This is a genomic window from Pseudomonadota bacterium (assembly GCA_039033415.1).
Lineage (GTDB): Bacteria > Pseudomonadota > Gammaproteobacteria > Xanthomonadales > SZUA-38 > JANQOZ01.
Window position 1 is genome coordinate 193,411 of the sequence record JBCCCR010000002.1, and the last position, 22,532, is coordinate 215,942.

The following is a 22,532-nucleotide window of genomic DNA, read 5'->3' on the forward strand; positions in this document are numbered from 1 at the left end:
GCCGGCCATCACCGCGCTAAGCCAGCAGGTGGTCTGCGCTGCGCGCCGCCAGGGCCTGTACGGTGAAGGTAGGATTAACGCCGGCGCTGGTGGGAAACAGCCCGGGCCCTGCCACCACCAGGTTGGGAATATCGTGGCAGCGGCCGTAGCTGTCGGTGACCGAAGTCGCCGGATCGTCCCCCATGATGGTGCCACCCATAATGTGCATGGCGCCCTGCGGGCCGGTCCAGACCTCCGTGGCACCCGCCGCCTCGAAGATTCCTTTGCCCTCGTCCAGCGTGGCTCGCCACAGGGCGTTGGTCGGTTCGCTGGTGGTATGCGTCGCTAGCGCCAGCGGCACTCCGTGGTCGTCGCGGCGATCGCTCAGGGTGACACGGTTGTCCGCCACCGGCAGATCTTCGACCACGGCAGTCATACCCGCAAAGCCCCGCGCGGCTTTGCGCATAAAATCACTGATCGCCTCCCCGAACAGATCGGGGCGTGTCGTCGCGATACCGAGCAGATCGTTGGGCCGCACGGCCTGCGCAATCATCCACTGGTAGCTGCCGAAGGCGCCGCTCGCCGCATGACTGTCTTTTGCGTAGTGGTCCTGATTGACCAGCTGGCCACCGAACGGGCCACTCGTGGGCTGCGTCTCTTGATCAAAAAGCCCAGAAACCAGGCCTGCCGAGTGCGACATGAGGTACCGGCCCAGCACACCGCTGGCATTACCGAGTCCTCCCGGATGATCGGTATTCGCTGAGGCTAACATGAGCCGCGGGTTCTGCACGGCAAACGTTGCCAGCACGACCGTGTCCGCCTGCACCTGCTGGCGCTGGCCGTCCGCGTTCACTACCTCAACGCCCGTCGTTCGGCCGCCCTTCGTGAGGACTTTGACCACCGGTGTTTCCGTCGCCAGTGTAGCTCCGGCGGCAATGGCCTTCGGTAGATAGACGGTGGCTGGGTTAGCAAGCGCGCCAATGGGGCATCCCGAATCGCACCAGCCGTCCCAGAGGCACACGGCCCGACCGTTGTAGGGCTGAGTGTTGACCGCCAGCGGCAGGGGCGCCGTGTTCATCCCCTTGGCTTTGAAGCCTTCCGCAAGGACCCGCCCCTGCCCAAACAGCGGCACGGGCGGCATCGGATAAGGTTCTCCGGCCGGCCGCCAGTTTTCCTGCTCAGCGTCGCCGCTGATGCCGGCCTCTCGCTGCACCAAGTCGTAGTACGGTTGCAGCTCTTCGTAGCTGATCGGCCAGTCCAGGCCACGGTCGAAATCAGTCCGCATGCGGAAGTCGGTGGGGTGCATCCGCGGCCAGACGGCGTAGTGATGCATGGCGCTGCCGCCGACACCCATCCCGGCATTGAAGTTGTAGCCCACCGGATTGGCGCCGTCTTCCAGCACCGGAGCACCATTCCATTTCAGGCGGCGCGCCCAGATGCCCGAGCTCACCATGTCGACGGGCGATCGCTTGGGCCCGGCTTCCAGAATCAGCACATCTGCGCCGCCCTCTGCGAGTTTGGCTGCGATAGTGCTGCCGGCTGCGCCGGAACCCACCACAATGACGTCAGCGCGCGACGGCAGACTCATGCTATCCATCCGTCGGGTGGGACAATGTGGGCAGCAAAGGGCAGGCCGAGGCGCTCGAAGCCGGCCTGCGTGCCGTAGACCACATCAATAGCGTCGCTGCGCAGGACAAAATAAAACAATCCGGCGGGCGGCCCCTGCCAGGGTTCGATGCTCCCACCCGCCAGGGCCGCGGCCAGCTCACCGGCGAGGTCCGAGGACAGGTCTACATAGTCCTGACCATGGTTCGCCTGTGCTGCCGCGTTTACCCCGGCCAGACCATCACGGTAGAGGCCGTCCCAGGGCGCAGGCACGCCAAGATACTTCACCATGAGTACCTGCTCGTCCGGTGCTGCCGCCAGCTGGTGATCAATGAAGTGAGACAGTCCAGCTTCAGCGGCGCCAGGCACCAGCTGTTCACCGAGCGCGTCGATTAAATCGGCCTGGGATGAACTAAGCGTCTGCAGGTCCGCACCGGCTTCTCGAGCCTGGCCCGGCGTCATCTCCCGCTGGCACCCGCCGACGACAAACGTCAGCAGACCTGCGCCGCTGGCGCCGACAAAGCGGCGTCGGCTGCTGCCCATCAGGCGCTCACGGTGGGCATGGGTTGGCGCAGGCCCATGCGTTCCAAGCGGGGCATTACCTCGTCCCGGAAGTAGGGAAACTCTTTGGCGTAGTCGACAAACGACAGGGTGCAGCCCGCAAAGCCGGCGTCGCTGATGCGCTTGAGTTCCGCGGCCACCGTATCGGGGTCACCAACCAGCGGCAGCGTGCCGTGGCCAGCGGCAAAGCGTCCGCGCAGCATCTCCAGCGCCTCGGCCGGGAACGACTGGGCGTGCATCCCCTGCAGCCTCATCAGATTATCAACGGCTTCCCAGTCAGCGTTTTCGTCGGCGTAGTACCGGAGGTATTCCTCGGCCTCGGCCTGAGTCGGGCGACATACGACGTGCGCCAGTGTGAACACCCCGGTGTTGCGACCATGCGCCTTGCCGCCCTCCTGGATGTCGATGACCTCTTGCCGGGATTCGTCCGGATCCACCGAGATGCAGAACAGGAAGTCGGCGTTGCGGGTGGCAAACTCCCGACCCTGCTTGGAGCCGGCGGCGTTCATGATCGGCGGCGTCCCGTCGAAGGGTCGCGGAAAGCCGTAAACGCCCTTCAGATTAAAAAACTTGCCGTCCCAGTCGAATGGGCCCTCGTGGCCCCAGATGGCGTTGACGACGTCAAACCATTCTTGCGCCAGCGCGTATCGATCCTCGTGCGCTTCCGGCAGGTCGACACCAAAGGCGTCGTACTCAGGCTTGTTCCACCCGGCGACAACATTGAGACCGAGCCTTCCCCCGCTGAGCTGATCCGCCGTGGCAAGCTGCTTTGCCGCGACCACCGGATGAATAAACGCCGTGTGCACCGTGGCGAAGACGTTGATCCGTTTGGTGTTGGCGAGCAGCCCCGTGGCCCAGGTGACGGTTTCCAGCACGCTGCCGTGGAAATCGGTCTCTCCGCCGTAGCCAATCCACCGGGCGATCGGCAGGACAAACTCAATCCCCGCCTCATCACCCAGCTGGGCCAGCCGGATGTTGTTTTCCCAGCTGTTAACCCAGCGTTCCTCGACCTTCGTCACGGCCATGCCGCTAGAGCAGTTCGGTGAGAAGAACCCCAGCTTCAGCTTGTTTTCGCCCACAATGGGCGACTGTTGATGTCCCACTGTGTCGTCCCCTGGTCAGCCTTATTAGAAGAACGACCAGCGGGCGCTGAGGCCGACAAAACGCGGCGGCTGATAGGCCACCTCGTTGCAGCCGCAGAGTGTCGCCAAGTCAAAGCCCTGGATGCCGATGCGCTCATCGGTCAGATTGTTGATGTCCAGAGTTACGCTCAGACTGCCCTCAGCGTTGGTCCAGCCGAGCGCCGCGTTCACCAGCGTGTAGGAATCGAACTTGTCGGCGTCGAAGTTGCGCAGGTTGTAGAAAAACTCGTCTGAATAGCTGACGTCACCGCGTACATGCATCATGCCGCCCAGGGCCTCCCACTCGTAGCGCGCCAGCGCGGTGGCCTGAAATTCTGGTGCGTAAGTCGGGTCCACGTCACGCGGCGGCAGGGGTGAGCCGTTGCGCAGCAGCACGTCTTTGACCGTTGCGTCGAAGGCAGACACGCTCAGCAGGAGGTCCCAGCCCTCAGCCGGGGAGGTGACAAACTCCAGCTCAGCGCCGATGTTGTCAGCATCCGCGTTGATCACCACACCGCCAACGCCGACAAACAGGAAGGCCTGGTAATCGGTGTAGTCGTAGTAGAAGAACGTGCCGTTCAGCCGGCTGCGGCCGTCGCCGAAGGTGGCCTTAAAGCCCGTTTCGAAGGCGGTCAGCTCCTCTTCAGCGTAGGGCAGCGCTTCGTTACCGCCGGAGCCGAGGAAGGCGCCGAGCAGCGGCGCGTTATAGCTCGCAGCCTTAACCCCGCGGTTGATCCCGCCGTAGATCAGCAGATCGTCATTGACCCGAAAATCCAGCTGCGCCTTGCCCGCCCAAAGCGTGTCGGAAATCGAATCGTTAAAAAAGTAGGGGGAGCCAGCGCCGAAAGCGTTAGGCAGAAAGTCTCCCTGGTTAACGGTGAAGTTGCCCTGCGAGAGGAATACGCCGATACCGGTGCTGAAGTCTTTTTCTTCGCGGATAGCGCGCAAACCAAAAATGCCCGTCAGGCGATCTGTGAAGTCATATTCCACCTGGCCAAACAGGCTGTAAGAGTCGGTTTCCAGGTCCGCGACGACGCCAATGTCCACCGGCGCAAACGGGGGGCTGCCCGCGATGCTGTTGGCCGGCGCTTTCAGACCATTGTCGGAGCTGGAGTCGATATTGAGATAGTAAAAACCCGCGACCCAGCGCGTGCGATCGGTTTCCCAATTGAGCCGGATTTCCTGGGTCAAGCTGCTGGATTCCACGCCCGCATAGTTTGCCAGCTGGTTCACCGGGGCCGAGTCGACGTCGATAAACAGGAGCTTCTCGTAGTCTTTGTAGTCGGTGATAGAGGTCAGCAGCATGCCGTTATCCATCTCGTATTCGAACCGACCGTTGATACCCCAGGTTTCGGTGAATCCCTGGTCCTGGAAGGCGAAATCGCTGCTGGTGTCGAAGTCGTCACCATCCGGGTCCAGGTAGCCGAAGAAATCGCCGCCTGGTAAGGGCCGCCCGGGAAGGCCGATGCCGCCGCCCGGCAGGAACTGATCGCCGTCGATGGCGTCGGCGCCACCGTCCATATCACCGAAGATCGTTAGACGCGTTTCGTTGGGCGGCGTATCGATGACGTTGACCAGCTCACCGTTCGCGTCGAGGACGCCGATCGTGGACTTGGACTGGTAGGGCCCGGTGGCAACGTCGCTGTCGGCGTAGTTGGCCGACACGCGAAACAGCAGCTTTTCGCTGATCTGAAAATCGAGCGTGCCGCGAAGGGCAATCGTTTCGTTGTCGCCCATATCTGCGCCAGCGCCCGGTCCTGGCGACGCAGAACCCGGGCCGCCCGGAGGCGCGGCGAAGGGATACAGGTTATTCAAATACCCGCCGATGTCGTTGTACATGAAGGCGGCGCGGCCCGCGACGCGATCGGAGAGCGGTCCGCCGACCGCCCCCTCAACGCGGATCTGGTCAGCGTCGGCGTTGCTGTCGAACTGCCCGTAGGTCACGTCGAGAAATCCGGAGTTTTCTTCGAAGCTGGGCTTCCGCGAAAGGTAGTGCACCAGGCCGCCGGTGGCGTTCCGACCAAACAGCGTGCCCTGAGGGCCTTTCAGGATTTCGACGCGGTCAACGTCGAAGACGGCAAAGGTTTGGGCCTGGGCTACCGCGATGTAGCCGTCGTCCAGATACACCGCGTTGGGCGCCTCAACAATGTCGTTGAAGTCGTTTTGGGTAACACCGCGAATGGTGAACTGCGTGTTCTGGCCAGCCAGGTTTCCTGAGATATGAACACCCGGCGAGAAGAGCGCCACATCAAAACTCTCCTCGACGCCCAGCGCCTCGAGCTGAGCGCCGCTGAATGCGGTAATGGCGATACCAACATCCTGCAGGCTTTGCTCCCGCTTCTGGGCTGTTACGACAACCTCCTCTAAAACCTGCGCCTGCGCGGCTCCCGCCGCAATCAGGCTGACAAGCAAAGCAATACCGCACGTGCGAACGTTCCACTGGCCCATTTGATGTCCCCTCAGATTGGTCAGTTAGTAGGTGATTCGGTTTTTAACGTAAATTTAAGCATAATGTTAACCGTAAATTTCTACAAGCAAAGCGAATAGGTCGCGCGATGAACACCAAGAAAAACCAGGCTGGAGACCAGCTGCGCCGACTCGATAAACACTGGCATCTGGCCACCGATGACGCGGAGGTAGCGCTGACGGAGCTCGAGTTTTCGCTCATCCGAGTATCCGCTGCTTTCGAACGGTGGCAGTCCGACTGCCTGGCCTGCTGCCACGGCAGCGCTTTTTCCGGTTCGGACACCGCCGTCATGCACGTGATTCGCATGCACGAGCGTCCGAAAAGCATCTCCGAGATTGGCCGACTGCTTAATCGGGATGATCAGGCCAACCTGCAGTACAGCGTGCGCAAGCTGCTCAAGGCCGGGCTCATCGAGAAAACGACCGAAACCGGCAAGAAGGGTGTGACCTACCAGATGTCCGACCTGGGTCAGCAGGTCACCGACCGCTATGCAGAGTTTCGGCAGGAGCTGCTGACCTCGCTCACAACCGGCGTCTTCGCCAATGCCAGCCTGGAAAGTGCCGCAAAAACCCTGAACCTGATGGCGGGGGTTTACGACCAGGCCTCCTGTGTGGCGGCCACGCATCGGGTGCCGGCCTGACGCGACGCCGTGGTTCCGTAGTATCGTTGGCGGGTGAACAGCACCCAGCCAGCGTTTAGGCTCGGCCCCTGGCGGATTGATCCTCGAGAACTGACCCTCACCAGGACCGGCACAGACCCTAAAAACAGCAGCCTGCAGGCGCGCAGCATGGAGCTGCTGGTTGAGCTGCACCGTCATTTGGGCAGCGTGGTCAGCAAGGACCAGCTCGCCGCCGAGGTTTGGGGCCAGGACGGCGCCAGTGACGAGCTGATCGCCCGCCACATCTCCATGATTCGACAGGCTTTGGGTGATGATGCCCGCAGCCCCAGCTACCTGCAGACGGTGCCCCGACGCGGCTACCGCCTGGTGGAACCGGCAACCAGCAAACGCTTTGGACTGCCTTACCTCGCCGCTGCTGCCGTTTTCCTAATAGGCGTCATTGTCTGGGCAGTCGGGCAGCGGAAATCAATGCCCGGCCCTCCATCGGCGTCGGATGAGTCAACACGGATGCTGGGCAGCTCCGAACCGATGCTGACCGCGGGGCCTTTCCGGGCGGACATCAGCGTGTCTCCGGCAGCGCCGGATATCGCGTTCATCCAGGGCGACAGCGTTGACCTGGCGGGCGCCCTGATGGTGCTCGACTCACAGACCGACAACCTCGTTCACCTTGCCGATGGCCTCAATCGCTTTCCCAGCTTCAGCCCGAATGGCTCGCAGCTTGCGGTGTTCCGTGAGGACGATGGCTGCCACCTGGTAATTGTCGATCGCAACACCGGGCGGCCAGTCCACCGCACACCCTGCGGCGGCCAGGTGTCGTCCCCGGCAGCCTGGCTTGCGGACGATCACCTCTGGTTTGCCGTTGATGACGACAGCCATTCCCGGTTGCTGAGCTGGCGACTCAGCCACCCGCAAACTGAGGCGTTGTGGACTGCCCCACAGGGAGAGCTGCTTCGCTTCCCCGTGACCGCCGGCGAGCGCCAGTTTGCGCTGCTGCGCCAGGCGGGAAGCGACCGGCTGCTGGAGCTGAATCGATTTGGAACCCCGATCGGTACGCTCTACGGTGACCCGCAAACCCGCATACGCTGGCTGAGCGCCGACCCGTCGGACGATCAGCGGCTTCTGCTGGTTAAGTTCGACGACGTTGATCAGTTTTCGCTCTTTGAAGCGCAGCTGGACCGGGGAACGGTCACTCTGATCAGCAATCGACATGCGGTGCAGAGTGCCGCCTACGAACCGACCGGCGGAGGCATTATTCATAACGCCTCGCGTCACCGCAGCCAGCATCAGGCATTTCGCTTGTTGCAGGGGCGGCTGGAGCCGGTGGACCTACCGCCGCTGGAGGATGGCGCGGTGCTGCAGGCGCTGGTTGATCCCGCCGGCAGCAGGCTACTGATGCTAAAGCGGGCCGGGAGCGGCGTTGAGCTTCACCTGCTTGACCTTCGCCTCGGCCAGACTCGACAGCTACGCCCAGGCGTCAGCGGCCAGCGCCTGTCCTTTCCAAGCTGGTCCCCTGACGGACGGCGCATCACGATTGCCAGCAGCCAGCCCCGCGCCCTGCTCCTGGTGGATGTCGCTGATGGCGCCGAGCTCGCGCGCTATGAGCTGCCGTTCATGCCAGGCGCCAGCACGATCGATGAACGGGATGGTCTCCGGGTGCTGGGTCGATCCGATGGCACCATCAGCTTGTTTGAGCTGGACCCGGCGAGCGAGGAGTGGGTGGCCGGTGCCAGCTACCCGGCGGACTGGGGCCAGTTCGGCGCTGACGGGAAAACCCTGTACCTGGTGGACCGGCGGTTTCGCTTTGGCCGGGTTACCAGCGGCTCGCAGGAGCCTGAATGGCTCTTCACCGTAGGATCGCTCAGCGGCTGGCAGGTGGTCGGAAATCGACTGCTCGCAGCATGCCCGGACAAACCGTCCCAGGCCGCGCTGCTCTGCGAGTTCAACCTGGATAGCCGGGAGGTGCTGATCCATCCCGAGCTGACGTTTTACCCGTCCCACCTCTCCATCAGCTCGAATGCTGGCTGGCTCGTGCTGCCGCGTTTACCCCAGCTGGAGCTGGATCTGATGGCGGCAAGCTGGGCTGTCCCCGGCCGCATCGCGGCGCCCCGGTAGGGCCAGACTTTGCTGCCCGACGGTTTGACCGGCGGCGCTAGGGCCCCCGGTTGATGCTGTCGCCACAGGAAGAAACCAGCAGCGCGCCACCGAGCTCAGAATTCATGTAGCTGGAATTGCTCGCCACCGGCGTACAGCCTGGGCTCATCCGATCGTGATGAGTTTCCTGCGTATGGCGCGTGCGATCCTGATACTCCTCCTGCGTCATGCAGACCTTGGTCATCAGATGGGTTCCAACCCGACGATGGCGGCGGCAGACCACGTTCTTGCCGACTTCCAGAGCGGTCACCGAGGGATCACTGAAGTACGCCATCACCCCAGGTGAGGCGACCAGGTCATAGCCGTTGAGACTGGAGTCCAGGGGCACAGATTTACATCCGGAGAGCAAAACGAACAGCGCTAGGGCCATAGCAACACCCAGCGGACGCGGGGAAAACTGACTCATGAAATCACCTCGGCGGTACAAAAGGCGGCAGTATCGCCGGCGCCGACACAATTCCCTTGAACGCCGCTTGAACTGACTCAGTTCATAACGAGTTCAAGGAGATTTTTGCTGTTTAGGCATGCTCTTAGAAGGCCAGAGCTAGCACCATGGAAACCCCACTTGTCGCGACAGGCTCGTTAGCGACCCACAGCTCGAGTTACCCTAAAAGTAACCGACCCAGAACCAAACCGACGGCAAGCCCGAGCCCCATAACCGTATTGTTGCCGCGCTGGAAGCGACGCCGCATCTCAGTGAACGGCATCAGGTGCTTTTGTGAAAGCATGAAGCCGGGCATTTCCACCAGCCCGCGGGAGAGCTTGTGCAGCCCGAGCTGAAAAACGAACCGCATCATCCACAGCTTCAGACGTAGCGGGTCCTGGTTGTATTGATAGGGATGAACCCGTCGGACGAGCTGCACCAGCGCCTCGCTTTCCGGTACGCGCCCCTCAGCGTAGTTTGCGCTGGCTTTCGCCGTTTCGTCGCTGGCGACGTTCAGCGCCTGGTTGAGTTCGAACAGGTCCTCCAGCGCCGAGTTGACGCCCAGCCCGAGGTCAGGCGGAAACGCGTGCGCCGCGTCGCCGATCAGCAGCGCCTGCTGCCTGCCCCCGTCAAACTCGCTGTGAATTCGCCGGGTGTACTGCGGCGCCGGAAATTGACCGGGCTTGAGGGCAGCAAATTCTTCCATTTCTCTATCCGGCACCAGCTCATCGATCGCCAGCTGCGGAAAGCCTTCCTTGAGATACGCCGTAACCGCTTCCGCGCTCTTCAGCTGCCAGAATTTGTGCTCTGGCTTCAGAATAATGTTGATGGTGCGCGGGTCCTCGGCGCTGGCCACCGGCAGGGCAAACAGCGCGAGCTTCTCGTCGGGTGCGCTGTAGTTCGAAATAAAGGCGTAGGCCATGGCGTGATCGTGGACGCCTTTTGGATCGGTCCGCACGGGAAACTGCGGCGGCAGGTTGAGGACTTTGTAGGTCAGGCCCGTGCTGGGTGAGGGGAATTGCAGCATGTCGAAAGCGTTAGCGTCATCCGCCAGCTTGGCCAGCGCCTCGCGGACTCGTGAGCGCAAGCCATCACAGCCCAGGAGCAATTCAGGCTCATAGCGAAGCATGGCATCATCGCCGTCGCGGACCTGAGCCACCAGGCGCCCATCTTCGATCTGCTCAAGCCCCTCGAAGCTGTGGCCGTACAGCAGCCGGATTGCCCCATCCGTATTCGTTTTTTCAATATGCTGGTGGAGCATGGCGAGCAGCCGGTTGCGCGTCATCCAGTAGGGCGTCTGCCGGTCCGGCACGAGGATCGGCGGCTGCACCACCTTGACCTTTCCATCGGCCAGAAAATTGGTCAGCGTGAAGTGATCATTCGGCAGGCCGAATTGCTCCAGCGTTTCAGGCCCGATATCCAGCTCGCTGAGCAGCCGCTGACCCCGACCGTCGAGCTGATAGTTAAACGCCTTGCTGCGCTCGAACTGATCCGGCGTCGGCCGGCGCTCCACCACCACAATGTCGCGCCAGCCTCGCGCCTGAAACATCAGCGCTGCAGCCAGCCCACTGGGGCCGCCACCACAGATCAGTACTTTGCACGACAGGTAGTCGGTCATCACGCTCTCCACAGCCAGCCGGGAGAATAACCACTATCCATCGCGCGACCCAATAGGCATATTGAATAGCACCATTGCCAAGATGAGATCGACAAACATGGACGCAGCGTTTTGGCACGATCGTTGGCAGCGCGGGGCGATCGGTTTTCACGAGCCCGAACCCAACGGTCTGCTGACGACACACTTTCCACAGCTTTTGCGCCTGATGGTCGGAGGAACGCCTAGCCGGGTGTTTCTGCCGCTCTGCGGCAAAACCCGCGACATTCCCTGGCTGTTGAGCCAGGGTTGCCGGGTGGTTGGGGTGGAGCTCAGCGAACTTGCGGTCCGCGAGCTGTTTGAGGCGCTCAGCGTTCAGCCCGAGGTCGCAACCGTCGACCGCCTGAAGTGCTACAGCGCGGAAGGCGTGGACGTTTTTGTTGGTGATCTGTTTGATCTGTCAGCGGCGCAGCTGGGCGACGTTGCTGGCATCTACGATCGGGCGGCGTTGATCGCACTGCCGCAAGAGATGCGAGCGCGCTACGCCGAGCATGTGCAGCGGATCACCCACAACGCGCCGCAGCTGCTTATTGTGCTGGTCTACGACCAACGTGCGATGGACGGACCACCGTTTTCCCTCAGCGACGACGAGGTGAGCGCTCACTACGAGGCCGGCTACACGGTAGAGCTGCTAGAGAGTCGGCGGGTGCCCGGTGGCCTCAAGGGCGAATGCGCGGCTGACGAAAAAGCGTGGCTGCTTGCTAGACGTTAGCTGCTGGCAATCACCAGCAGCGGCCCGGCTGAGACAACCACCCCGCCCGGCTGCTCGAGGGTCAGGGCAAACGCTTTCGGCCGGATTACCTCCAGCTTGGCGTCGATCGCCACCAGGTTTTCACCCTCGGTGATGTTAAAAACGCCGCCGTCGATCGGGTTGCTGTCGCGCAGCGGATCAACGATCCACAGCTGGTACTGCAGCTCGGTCGGATCATTGACCGGCAGACCGGTCAGGCGCATCACGCCCTGCTGCGTTGCGTTGTCCCAGCGAACGTAACCTACAACGCCGTCGAAGGCCGGATCGCCCATACCCTGCCAGCTCAACTCTACCGCGTCGGCATTTCCTGCCAGCGCCGCATCCAGCTCGAGCGGTGACGAAACGCCGTCATCCGCAGGACCGAGGGTAATGCCCAACGCCAGAACCAGACAGGCAATCGCCGCGCCCCAGGCCGGCAGCGGGTTCTGCCACCAGCGCAGCGAGCGCTTGCGTTCGGGCTGGTGCGTGGGCGGCGACACAAAGCCACTGACCATTGCCTCGCCTTCATTAATCACCTTGGCCGCCAGTTCGGGGGGCAGCGGCGGCAGCGGCGTGGCGTCTTCCATTAAGCGGTCGAGCGCTGCCGCGGTGTATTCATCAACTTCATTCATTTTCTGCGTATCGTTGTCCAGTGTGTCCTTGGGTTGGCTCATAGCGCCTCCTCCCTGGCCAGGTTCAAGACCCGCCTGACTTCATCCATGCCCCGCCGCAGCAGGGTTTTTGCCGTGCCAAGCGGCAGTTTGAGCCGCTCGGCGATTGCCGAGTGTGAAAAGCCGCCGTAGACCGCCATCACAATTACCTCTCGCTGGGGGCTATCGAAAGTCTTCAGCACCTCGCTGATGCTGGCGGCTTCAGCCGAATCCTCGGCGCTGGCGAAGCCGCCACCCGCCGAGACCTGCTCGAGGTTCGGCATGTCCTCAAGCGAATCGACCGGGGCCGGGGCTCGTCGCAAGCCGTCGATCATTCGCCGGCGGGCGATCATGGTCACAAAAGTACCCTCTTCCGCCTTTCCGGGATCGAAACGGTGCGCTGATTTCCACAGCGCAAAAAAGATCTCCTGCACTGCGTCTTCGGCATCAGCGGGGGTGGCGCTGAAGCGTCGCGCGATCGACCAGACGCGGGCGCCGTAAACCACCACACATTCGCGGACCGCGCTGGTGTCGCCGGCGCCGATCCGCTGCAGAATGCTGCTAGCCATCTTGCGCCTCCCGAGCGTCCGCCGTCGGGCGAAAAGTCAACACCACAGAACCCAGTTGGGCAGGCCCGTGGTGGTGAGATGGTGAGGGGTTGTGGCCCGCAGAGTCTGCGGGCCACAGTGCTTGAAGCGTCATGCGCAAAATCAGTTGGCGGACAGCTGCATCGGCATGTTGTCATCATACACAGCGTCGATTGCGTCGCGCATGATCCAAGCCCGGCTGCGGGCGTTGTGGGTCCGCTCAGAACGTGCCATTGCGCGGCTGAGGATCCGACGGTTTTCGTCGCTCAGTGAACTATCGAGCGCCAGGACGCTGGCGACCGTCATCTCGTAGACATCAGAGCATGCCTGGGCATTGCCGTGGTTGAACAGCGGTACACCGCGGCTGATCGCCATCTGAAACAGCTCGCGTGACTGCCCGCTGAGCGGCTGGTCGGCCGGCGGCAGCAACACCTTATCGATCACGTGGATCACGCCGTTGCTGGCGGGAATGTCCACCTTCACGATGTTGGCGCCGTCGATTTTGACCTGACTGCCGTTGACCGAAATTGCCGGCTGCTTGCCGTTCAGCGTTTCGATCGTATCGCTGGCTACAACGTCGCTGGCCTTCAGGCGTGCCGGGGCAACGTGGTACGTCAAGATCGCCACCAGCTGTTCCTTGTTCTCCGGCTCCAGCAGGCTCTCCACGGTGCCCTCGGGCAGCGCGGCAAACGCCTCATCGGTGGGTGCAAAGACGGTCAGCGGGCCTTCGCCGGTGAGCGCACCGGCAAGTCCGGCAGCCTTAGCGGCGGCGATCAGCGTATTGAACTGACCGGCGCCCTGCGCCACTTCAACAATGTTTCCGGTGGTTTTGTGGCCCGCAATCGCGGCAGGGCCGCCCAGGCTCAGGCCCAGCAGCAGCGGGGCAAGTGCAAATCTCATCAACGTCATTTTTTTGTGTCTCCTGACAGCTTTTGTAGGGAAAGTTTGGGTGTGCACAGATGGTTATTCGCAGCGGCGTGCCATTTGGATTCAAAAAATCGGAAATATCCGGAAAAAACCTGATCCGACCTGTCGTCTGCCACGCCGGCTTACGTAAGCTCGAATGAGACCGTGTGTATTGGAGAAACGGTATGTCTGTCGGAAGAGTCGGGGCTTTTTGGCTGGGGCTGACCCTGTGCACCGAAGGGCTGGCGCTCGAACTGAGCCCAGACGATTTTCGCATTACGGAAGCCGGCCCGGCGCTGGATGAGGGGTACGTGGCGGTCAATCCCGGGATCACCTACAACGCCACCGCCAACGAATTTCTGCTGGTCTGGTCGGGCGATTCGCCGGCAGATGCCCCCGTCCTTGAGGATGAGATTTACGCCCAGCGAATCGACGGCACCACCGGTAGGAACATCGGCTCACCGGTTCGGGTCAGCCGCATGGGTCCGGACGTGCTCAATTTCTCCGCCGGCAAGAGGGCTCGCGACGACGAGTCAAAAGGGCTCGGGTTTTTTGAGGCACTCAATCCCGAAGTGGCGTGGAACTCCCAGAACAATACGTATCTGGTGGTCTGGTGGGGTGACGACAACACGGGCACCTTGGTAGACGACAAGCGTGAGGTGTTCGGGCGCCGGCTGGCCGCGGACGCCAGCCCGCTGGACGAACAGTTCCGGATCAGCTTTATGGGCATGGAAGGGGATACCGATGCTGAGGGCAAGACGCCGGCGGTCGCCTACAGCGCCAGCCAGAACGAATTTTTTGTCGCCTGGGGCGGGGACAACATCGTCGACGTCACGATGGATCAGGAAACCGAAATCTGGGGTCAGCGGATCGCCGGCGACAGCAACCTGCTGCTGGAGCGGGTTATCCGCATCAGCGACATGGGAGCTGTCGACGGCAACCCCAGCTTTACCGCGGCCGATTGCGCCATTGCGGTCGATGAATTGAACGGAAACTACTTTGTCACATGGGAGGGCGACGATGATTCCGCCACTGGAGTGAATGGCGATGTAGAGGTCTACGGTCAGCTCATCGACATGGCGACCGGTGACGAGGTGGGGCCGAACGATATCCGCATCAGCGCGCTTGGTCCGCCAGGCGACACACGCTTCGACAGCACCAACGCATCCCCGGCCTACAACCCACTCACCAATGAATACCTGGTGGCCTGGAACGGCAGCGATGACAACGGCGGTTCCGTGCGAAACGACATGGAGATCTGGGTCAAACGCATCGGCGCTGACGGCTCACTCCTGGAGGCGTCGCGGAGAATTACCTCGATGGGCCCGGATGGGAGTGACACCTACTGGGCGCTCAATCCCATACTTCGTGTCGACCCGGTCGACGGAACCTATCTACTCGTTTTCCGCGGCGAAGATGACGCGGGCATGCTGGTCAACAACGAGTTTGAGGTTTACGGCCACCGGCTGAATCCCGACGGCACTCGCGACCGGGAGCGTGAGCGCCTTAGTCAGATGGGACCCGACGGCAACTCCCAGTACGGCGCCGGCCGGGGAGACATGGCCTACAACTCCCAAACCCGCCAGTTTTTAACCGTTTGGGACGGCAACGACGACCGAGAGGATCTGGCATTTCGTGAGGTGGAGGTCTTCGGACAGTTTCTGCTGCCGGGCCTGCTGTTTTCCGACAGCTTTGAGCAGCAGTGAGAGGCGCGTGGCGTTGAGCTACATTTCGTTTTCCAGCGGCAGGTGCGAAAGCATCCAGTCTTCCAGCCGCTGCATAAAGGAACCCGCCGGCTGGGAGTCAAGCGTTTTCTCGCTTGAGGTCCAGCGGACCCGGCCGTTGTCCTCCAGGGTCAGGCGCCAGGCGTTGGCCAGGGAAAAATCGCCCTCCAGATCCCGGCGGAGCTGCTGGTTGAGCGACTCGCTGGTGATCAACAGCCCCATTTCGGTGTTGATCCGCAGCGAGCGAGGATCGAGATTGGCGCTGCCGATAAACACCTTGTCTGAGTCGAATAACAGGGCTTTTGCGTGGAGAGCGAGCTCCTTTGAACCGACGGGCTGAAGCATATATTTGGGTCGATCATTCGCATCGACCCGCACCTCGTGAAGCGCAGCGCCAACGCCCAGCAGCTCTTCGAGATGATTGCGGTAAGCGCTGTGGGCGGCGAGGTGGTTATTCGACCGGATCGAGTTGGTCAGCATTCGCACCGCGACGCCGCGTGCCCTCGCCCGCTCAATGGCGCCCTCCAGCTCGGGCGTCGGGATCAGATAGGCGGAAACCATCACAATTTCCTGCTCGGCGTTGTCGAACAGCTCGATTAAGCGATCAGCCACCGCCACCGGCGCGTCAGCAGGACTGGCGGGGTTGTCCCGGGCCGGTTCATCGACAATCAGTTCGGCCATGCCGTCGTGTGCAGATTGCGCGAGCGAGAGCCAGCGATCGAGGCGTTCCGCCGGAGTATCCTCTTCGTAGAGATCGCTCAAGCTTCTTCCTTCCGATCTAGCTTCGTTTAGGGCCTCCATCGACGCCTGACCGTGCGACAGCCGATCGATGGGAAACGACCAGCGATCGTTCCAGTAGTCGTCAAACGCTTCGCTGATCTCCTGCACCACATCACCGCCGGCAATGAGCTCGAGATCCCGAAAGTTTGCCTCGTCGTCCAGGCCAAAATACTCGTCAGCGATATTACGGCCGCCGACGATCGCAACCCGGTTGTCCACCACCATCGCCTTGTTGTGCATCCGGTGATCGAGGCGATGAAACTCAGCCAGATTCAGCAGCTGGCGTGTCGCCAGCCCTCCGCCCCGCCGCTTGAACGGGTTGTACACCCGATACTCAAGGTTCGGGTGTTCGGCCAGCGCCAGCAGCAGACGGTCCTGATGTACCAGGAACGTGTCGTCGACCAGCACCCGAACCCGCACGCCGCGGTCTGCGGCTGCCAGCAGTCGATCCAGCATGAGCGAACCCGCGGTGTCGAAATGCCAGAGAAAGGTTTGGAAGCTGAGACTTTCGGTGGCCGAGTCGACGGCGTGCAGCCGCCAGTCGAGGGCCGCCGGGCCGGTGTTGAGCAGCTCATACCAGCTTCCGTCTCTTGCCGACGCCACCTCGCTCCAAACCGGAGCCTCCGCCGGGGGCGGCGTGAACTCCGGCGCCAGCGAAACCGGCTGGAGGCTCGCACACCCGGCAAGCAGGAGCGAAGCGCAGAGCCGTAAAACCAGTTTCACTGTCGGGCGTCTAGAGGAGTGTGCAGGCTGGCGGGCCACCTTTGGGAAGCGCTGCGGGCTGAGCGGGTGGCGTTTCGAAGCCGTCCCGGAAGCGGTAGTTAATCGTGAGCGGCACCGACGCCGAGCAGTTGTTGGCGGAGTTGCTCTCGCCGTCGACCGTGTCCACGCACGCGCCGAAGAAAAAGCTGCCGTCGCTTTCCGGGGCCTGAATGGAAGAAGTATTGGGCAGGGTCTGCCCCGCCATGATGCCGGCGATCATGCTGCTGCCAATCTCGGTATCGCTGGTATCGATTGTGGCATCGTTTGAGAGGTAGAAGCGCAGCGCGGTTGCTGGTGAGGCACCGGCACCGCTGTTGCTGATTTGGGTGGTCACGCTAAACGACTCACCAAAGAACAGCTCGTTGGAACTCGTGTTGAGACTGCTGATGGTCAGGTCTGAGTCCATGCTAACCCCCTCTGGCATCAGTGTGATGTCGCAGGGCGTGGTTTCCGACTGCACTAAATTGAATTGAACATCACGGGTGATGTAACCCTGACGAACTACGCTAGCCGTTCCGCCGGTAACTTCGGCAGCGAGGCCTGAATAGACGCCGGTGGCCGGATTACTGTAGGCAGTCAGGCCAACATTATTTCCAATGATTGCGGCTAAAGGCACCGGCTGCATTGTGACCGCGTCCGTCACGGTGCCAGTAAGCTCGCCTGCCTCGAATCCCGTTGGCCGGAAGATGTGTAGCCCAAAGCTGGGATCTTCTGGAATACAGTATTCCTCGTTGTCCGCAATCATGTTGCTGTTAACGTCGAGACCTTCGTTTCGACATTGACTAAGCGAGATGGCGTAGTCGCTCGTTGTATCGAAACGGAATTCGATGTCGAACGGCTCAAATATGCAGCCCTGATCAATCAATTCCAGTGTTCCCGGGTCTCCCGCCGGGGGGACAATTTCCGTCAGATTGCTGCCATCGACCTGAAAAATACGAATGAAGAGGCCGGCGCCTTCAAATGGCGCACTCGTGGTCATCGAGATTCCAGCACCAAACGGGGGGCTCCTAAAGCGCAGCGGGTAAATGTTGGCGCTACCCAAAAAGTCAAAAGCTCGGAAGAAAAACCAGTCCACGTCGGTATCGTCACTGAAGTTCTGCACCTGCGGCAGCAGTGTGTACGGCGCAATCGGAAAAGCCGTTTCGAAGGTGTTATTTGGCTCGAACGCATCCGGGGCCGGCGGCGTCACCCCGTCGCAGAAACCGGCTGATGGGCCCGCCTGCGCGGCCCCGACAGTCAAAGCCAGGGTCAGCAGCGCGGCCCCCTGCCGCGGAAATTTAGCGATTCGCTTCAAACCAACGTCATCCCGTCTTGTGCCCAATGCCAACCATACGCAAATTTCCCGGCAAGCGGCAGGCCTATGCGGAGCACGATTTCCCGGATGTTTTAGGCAGATCGTCGCGTTAGTCCGAGCCTGAATCGTGTTACGGGCTCTCAAATCCGTCCAGAAAAAGAGGCGTTTCCAGCATGACCGAGACGGAGCGCGAAATCGGTAGCGAAACCTCCTGATCCGAATCCGTGGCGTACACAGCCACGTTATGGACACCCGATTCGGTAAACAGTGGAGCAATGTTGCCACGGTAGCTCCCGTCAGGCTCCTGTGTAAGAGCCCGAAAACGAGCTGGTCCGCAGCCGGCCAGGTTCACCAGCGCCAACACCTGGCTAATTGGTCCGGTTGAGGTAATCGAGGGGACCACAAGTTCCAGCGGTCCCTCGCCGGCGTAGGAGTCCGCTACAGAAAACGCCGGAATAGTGGGTCCATCCCCGGCCAGCAGGACCCCAGAGCCCAGGGTATAGGTCTGGGCCAGCTGGCCGTCCAGCAACTCGTTACCAACCCCATTGGCGTTATCGTCCAGCTGTGGGGTCTGACATTGATCCGATTCATAGCGAATGGCCTGCCGGGCCAGCTGGAAAGCTTCTCGCGTTGTGGCGCCGGAAAGGGCCTGGGTCCAGAAGAAGCGGGAAAAGCTCACCGTGCCATCCACCAGCAGCGCAGCAAAACCATCGTCGGCTGTACTGGTAATGACAATGCGCTCACGATCAGCGGGAGGCGTAAGCTCGTCGACAAAGCTCCCGGAAAGGTCAGCGTCGATGACCACCACCACAGTCCCAGCGATAGTGCCCTGCAGCTGGTCCAACCAGCCGTCAAGCTCGATGGCGCTGAGAAGTTGGCCATCACCCAGATTGAATTGGTTCGAACTTCCTGGTCCAACCAGGTAAAGCACCAGGTCCAGCCCGGAATCGGCGGCACCGCTGATGACCGCATCTTCCAGAGCCAAAAGGTCAGGGACGCCGTCCACACCCGGCCCTGGGCTCGGGTTCAGGTAGACGATATCGTCGCAGTCATCGCTGGCGCAGTTGACGCCGTCCGGGCCGTACCCCTGCTCAACCAGTGCGAGATACGCCAACTCTGCGTTGTCATCATAGGCTGGTCGCAGCACATCGCTACGGTCACCGCCGGCAACAATGATCGCCTTTCTGCGCACCGGGCTGTCTACGGTGACGGTGCTCACTACCGGGGTTGCCGGCGTACCAAAACTGTCGATCGCGTTGACCGTGATCACGTAGGTACCGGCGGCGGTGAAGATATCGGTGACGGCGGAAAAATCTGCGCTGACTCCCTGCCGGCTAAGGTCGATGGTTGGCAGGTCCTCGATCGGTGAATCGGGTGACGAGGGAGCAAAACCTGGTGGCTGCAGCACAGCCCAAACGCGACCGATACCATCGTTGTCCAGAACAGCGTTGGCAACAATGCTGGCCTCACTGCCAACGTCGATCACGCTGGGTGTTACGCCGACGCTGCCAATAGTGGGACGATCCCCGACCACCACAACGCCATTGCCGATCGTGGCGCCGGAAAGCGCGGAGCTGGGCGCATCCTCACCGTCCACGTTGAGCTGGGGCGTCTGCTGCGAAAAGCTGCTGGTGATCGCCGATGACGCCACGTCAAACGCCGCCTGTAAATCTGCGCCGGCAAAAATCTGGGTGAAGAAGTAGCTGGAGAACGACAGTGCGCCGCCGGATACAAAGTAAGCGTTTTGATCCCCCGCCGAGCTGGCCAGGACGTTTCTGGAGAATGCCGGATTGGCCAGGTCGTCCACAAAGCTGCCGGACTGGCAGGCATCGTAAATCACCGTAACCGGGCTTCCGGTGGCGGTCTGCCAGGCATCGACCCAGTTGGCCAGGTCCGACGCCGTCAGGATCTCGGTCTCATTCATGCGAAATGTGTCGTTGCCACCGTGGTCGACCAAGTAGATCACCAACTCATCGGCGTCTGCGGCAAATCCGGAAACCGGGTCCAGCGCCGCCATCAGGTTGGCCAGCGTGGCCGTAGCATCCACATCGTCGAAGGCACCGTTGCCGTCCAAGTCCGCTTCAGGGTCTTCGGAAAGATATTGAACGGCAGTCTTGTCGAGCCCCTGAAACTGCATTGCACGATAGGCAAAGTTCGCGTTGAGGCGCGTCGCGTCCCACAGACTGTTGCCAGGGTAAGGCCCACCGCCGGCCACTATGATGGCTTTCTGTTGTCTCGGGGGCAGGTTTGGTGAAAACACCTGTATCCGGTTGTTGGCTCGTTCAACGACGTACATCAGACCCTGACTGTCGAAGGCAACCGTGCGGGCGTTATTGAGCTGTCCCGGTTCAAATCCCCTGGCGTTGTACTCCGATAGAAAGTTGCCCTGCCGGTCAAACTGGTTGATCCGCCCTCGATGGTCGTCGAACAGACTGTTGACGATCAGATTGTCGAACGGGTCCACCGTGATACCGGTGATCTGGCGCGACAGCGTACCCGGGCCAAAGCCCGGCGCACCAAACTCATTGACAGGATTTCCCTGAGCGTCGGCCGTAATCACCTTGCTCAACGGCAGCGCAGCGGCCAGGTGAAGCTGCCCCTGGCTGTCCACAGCGACATCGGCAATCAGGTCGGATTGACCAAAACCCTCTCCAAGGAAATCAAACGTCTGCAGATGAGTCCCGTCAGGCGCAAATTTCTGCACGCCGGAAATGGTGTTGGGGCCAGCACCCGGCGCATCGCTGTAAGCCGCGTAGAGATTGCCCGCCTGGTCAACGCTCATACCAAAGATCTCAACCTCGCTGGACACGCCGTCAAGAAAGAAGGTAGAGACAAAGGTGCCATCAGCCAGGAAGTGCTTGATCCGGTACTCAAACGGTTGCGGAAACAGGCGTAGCTCAGCGACATAAACGTTTCCGTCAGGCCCGGCAGCCACCGTAACCGGCGAGCTGTCTTCGCCAGGCGCATCGGTGTCCCAGAGGCGGGTGAAACTCCCGTCGGCCGCAAACTCCTGCAGCCGAGCGTTGCCCCTGTCGGCGACGAAGACCCGCCCCTGGGTAACAGCAATATCCGATGGAATGTTCAGAAACCCGGGTGCAGAATCGGCGCTAGTCCAGCGGGCCGTGGGCACGCCGCTGGCGTCATACACCTGGATGGTGCCGCTGAAAGCGGAAAGCTCCAGCACAAAACGAAACCCCCGATTGTCAATGGCCACGGCCCTCATGGGCCTGGGGAAGTCGGCATACTCCGAAAGAAACTGGCCCTGCGGATCAAACACCTGAATTCGATTGTCGGCGACAACATGAACGTTGCCGTCGGGGGCCACGGTGAGTGAGTAAATGGTCCGAAACTCGCCGGCGCCGCCACCGAAACCAGGCGTACCAAAGGCCAGTAGGAAATTTCCCTCAGCGTCAAACTTCTGGATCCTGGAGGCACCGCCATCAACAACAAAAATGTTTCCCTGCGAGTCAATATCCAGGTTCAGGGGACAATTGACGGCGCACTCCGGAGCAGTCGATATGCCCGGCCCGGGAGCAAACTGCCCGTCTCCCAGCCCCTGCTCGCCAAACTGGGACAGCAGTTGACCGTCGGCTGAATACCGGCTGATGGCCTGGGAGTTCAGATCGTTGACGTAGATGGTGCCGTCGGGAGCGGTCGCCACGTCAGCAAAGTCCTGCCCAAAAAACCCGAACCGCTGGTCGTTGCTGTCCAGGCTTCGAACGCCGTCGCGTCCCGCGGTAGTGAGGGTATTGTCAGGCGCGACGTCCAGGTAACCGCCTATCCCGGGGATCGCCGAAATCTGTTGTCCGTTGACGCTGTATTTGCGGACCTCAAACCGATCCACGCTGCTGAAATAGACGTCACCGGACTGGTTGACAGCAATGCTGAAGGGCTGGAAGTACCAGGGGGCCTGCAGCGGCGGCCACAGGCGTTCGAACCGATAGTTTTCCAGCAGAGTCGGCTCCGGGCCAGCAACCGCCGGGTTGGCAAGGAGTGTGATAATCGCAAGCAAACATTGCCTGAATTTTTGCACGATCTCCCCCCAGTTCAGGCCCGCACCCCTTCAGTTTAGACCGTTTCGGAGAAAACGCCCCAAGCGTGGGTATCACGCCAAGACCCTGATTCGTCGCGCTTTCAAGGGTCCGTCACGACTCCGTTAGGAAATATTCAAGCCTTTTGCGTCATCGGCAGCCATGCTCGAGGCTGATCAGCTATCGGGATACCAACATGATCAAGCAGTTTTCGTTCAAGCGGACTCGGCGCGGAAAGCTCGCGTGCGCTGCCGTGTTTGTCGCCTGTGGCGCCTTGGCCCAAAGCGGTGGTGGCTTTGACATTCGGCGCAGCGTGATCGCCGGCGGCGGGGGGCAGGCCGCGGGGGGTGATTTTTCTCTGACCGGCACGGCGGGGCAGCCAGCAACGCAGGAGTCTGCCGGCGGGGATTTTGTGGTGCGCGCCGGGTTCTGGGCTCAGGAAAACGTCGTGCGCCCGGAGCTGATTTTTGCGAACGGATTTGAATAA

17 protein-coding genes are annotated in these 22,532 nt (G+C 61.3%); 5 read left to right on the forward strand and 12 right to left on the reverse strand.

Features of this window, described 5'->3' with window-relative positions:
- Positions 1–16 precede the first annotated feature (16 nt).
- From AAF358_02425 to AAF358_02440, 4 genes are read right to left on the reverse strand one after another with little or no spacing between them, the layout of a single operon-like run.
- Positions 17–1,567 (reverse strand): GMC family oxidoreductase, encoded by a 1,551-nt coding sequence (locus tag AAF358_02425; protein ID MEM7704375.1) that lies wholly within the window; start codon positions 1,565–1,567, stop codon positions 17–19.
- Positions 1,564–2,127 carry a gluconate 2-dehydrogenase subunit 3 family protein gene (locus AAF358_02430; GenBank protein ID MEM7704376.1) on the reverse strand — a complete coding sequence of 188 codons (564 nt, stop codon included), beginning with the start codon at positions 2,125–2,127 and terminating at the stop codon, positions 1,564–1,566. Before AAF358_02430 ends, AAF358_02425 begins: the two co-directional genes overlap by 4 nt.
- Entirely contained in the window at positions 2,127–3,248 is a 1,122-nt protein-coding gene (locus AAF358_02435; protein MEM7704377.1) for an LLM class flavin-dependent oxidoreductase, read from the reverse strand. The genes AAF358_02430 and AAF358_02435 overlap by 1 nt, the downstream gene beginning before the upstream one ends.
- 24 nt (positions 3,249–3,272) lie before the next feature.
- Positions 3,273–5,714, reverse strand: coding sequence for a TonB-dependent receptor (locus tag AAF358_02440; GenBank protein ID MEM7704378.1), 2,442 nt, complete (start codon positions 5,712–5,714; stop codon positions 3,273–3,275).
- A gap of 107 nt (positions 5,715–5,821) precedes the next feature.
- Here AAF358_02440 and AAF358_02445 point away from each other — a divergent pair, with 107 nt between their 5' ends.
- Together AAF358_02445 and AAF358_02450 are read left to right on the forward strand one after the other, a co-directional pair.
- Complete coding sequence (locus AAF358_02445) at positions 5,822–6,373, forward strand: winged helix DNA-binding protein (GenBank protein MEM7704379.1); 552 nt, start codon at positions 5,822–5,824, stop codon at positions 6,371–6,373.
- Positions 6,374–6,406: 33 nt separating this feature from the next.
- Positions 6,407–8,464, forward strand: coding sequence for a winged helix-turn-helix domain-containing protein (locus tag AAF358_02450; protein MEM7704380.1), 2,058 nt, complete (start codon positions 6,407–6,409; stop codon positions 8,462–8,464).
- A 37-nt stretch (positions 8,465–8,501) separates the two neighbouring features.
- Here AAF358_02450 and AAF358_02455 read toward each other — a convergent pair whose 3' ends face one another.
- A complete protein-coding gene (locus tag AAF358_02455) occupies positions 8,502–8,909 on the reverse strand; it encodes a hypothetical protein (GenBank protein MEM7704381.1) in 408 nt (135 codons plus the stop codon).
- Positions 8,910–9,105: 196 nt separating this feature from the next.
- Complete coding sequence (locus tag AAF358_02460; GenBank protein MEM7704382.1) at positions 9,106–10,545, reverse strand: NAD(P)/FAD-dependent oxidoreductase; 1,440 nt, start codon at positions 10,543–10,545, stop codon at positions 9,106–9,108.
- A 97-nt stretch (positions 10,546–10,642) separates the two neighbouring features.
- On the opposite strand from AAF358_02460, the gene tmpT reads away from it, so the two are divergent.
- On the forward strand, positions 10,643–11,293 hold the full coding sequence (tmpT, locus tag AAF358_02465) for a thiopurine S-methyltransferase (protein MEM7704383.1): 651 nt from the start codon (positions 10,643–10,645) through the stop codon (positions 11,291–11,293).
- Here tmpT and AAF358_02470 read toward each other — a convergent pair.
- From AAF358_02470 to AAF358_02480, 3 genes are all read right to left on the reverse strand, one after another.
- Positions 11,290–11,985 (reverse strand): anti-sigma factor, encoded by a 696-nt coding sequence (locus AAF358_02470; GenBank protein MEM7704384.1) that lies wholly within the window; start codon positions 11,983–11,985, stop codon positions 11,290–11,292. The genes tmpT and AAF358_02470 overlap by 4 nt on opposite strands.
- Positions 11,982–12,530, reverse strand: a complete 549-nt coding sequence (locus AAF358_02475) for an RNA polymerase sigma factor (GenBank protein ID MEM7704385.1) — start codon at positions 12,528–12,530, stop codon at positions 11,982–11,984. The genes AAF358_02470 and AAF358_02475 overlap by 4 nt, the downstream gene beginning before the upstream one ends.
- A 141-nt stretch (positions 12,531–12,671) precedes the next feature.
- Positions 12,672–13,457 carry a fasciclin domain-containing protein gene (locus AAF358_02480; protein ID MEM7704386.1) on the reverse strand — a complete coding sequence of 262 codons (786 nt, stop codon included), beginning with the start codon at positions 13,455–13,457 and terminating at the stop codon, positions 12,672–12,674.
- A 182-nt stretch (positions 13,458–13,639) separates the two neighbouring features.
- Here AAF358_02480 and AAF358_02485 point away from each other — a divergent pair, with 182 nt between their 5' ends.
- A complete protein-coding gene (locus AAF358_02485; protein MEM7704387.1) occupies positions 13,640–15,160 on the forward strand; it encodes a hypothetical protein in 1,521 nt (506 codons plus the stop codon).
- A gap of 18 nt (positions 15,161–15,178) precedes the next feature.
- Here the strand turns inward: AAF358_02485 and AAF358_02490 are convergent, their stop codons facing one another.
- The 3 genes from AAF358_02490 to AAF358_02500 form a co-directional block, all read right to left on the reverse strand.
- Positions 15,179–16,681, reverse strand: a complete 1,503-nt coding sequence (locus tag AAF358_02490) for a phospholipase D family protein (GenBank protein MEM7704388.1) — start codon at positions 16,679–16,681, stop codon at positions 15,179–15,181.
- 10 nt (positions 16,682–16,691) lie between these two features.
- Positions 16,692–18,014 carry a CARDB domain-containing protein gene (locus AAF358_02495; GenBank protein ID MEM7704389.1) on the reverse strand — a complete coding sequence of 441 codons (1,323 nt, stop codon included), beginning with the start codon at positions 18,012–18,014 and terminating at the stop codon, positions 16,692–16,694.
- A 130-nt stretch (positions 18,015–18,144) separates the two neighbouring features.
- Positions 18,145–22,026 carry a C13 family peptidase gene (locus AAF358_02500; GenBank protein ID MEM7704390.1) on the reverse strand — a complete coding sequence of 1,294 codons (3,882 nt, stop codon included), beginning with the start codon at positions 22,024–22,026 and terminating at the stop codon, positions 18,145–18,147.
- A 215-nt stretch (positions 22,027–22,241) separates the two neighbouring features.
- Here AAF358_02500 and AAF358_02505 point away from each other — a divergent pair, with 215 nt between their 5' ends.
- Positions 22,242–22,532: a hypothetical protein gene (locus AAF358_02505; GenBank protein ID MEM7704391.1), complete on the forward strand. Its 291-nt coding sequence runs from the start codon at positions 22,242–22,244 to the stop codon at positions 22,530–22,532.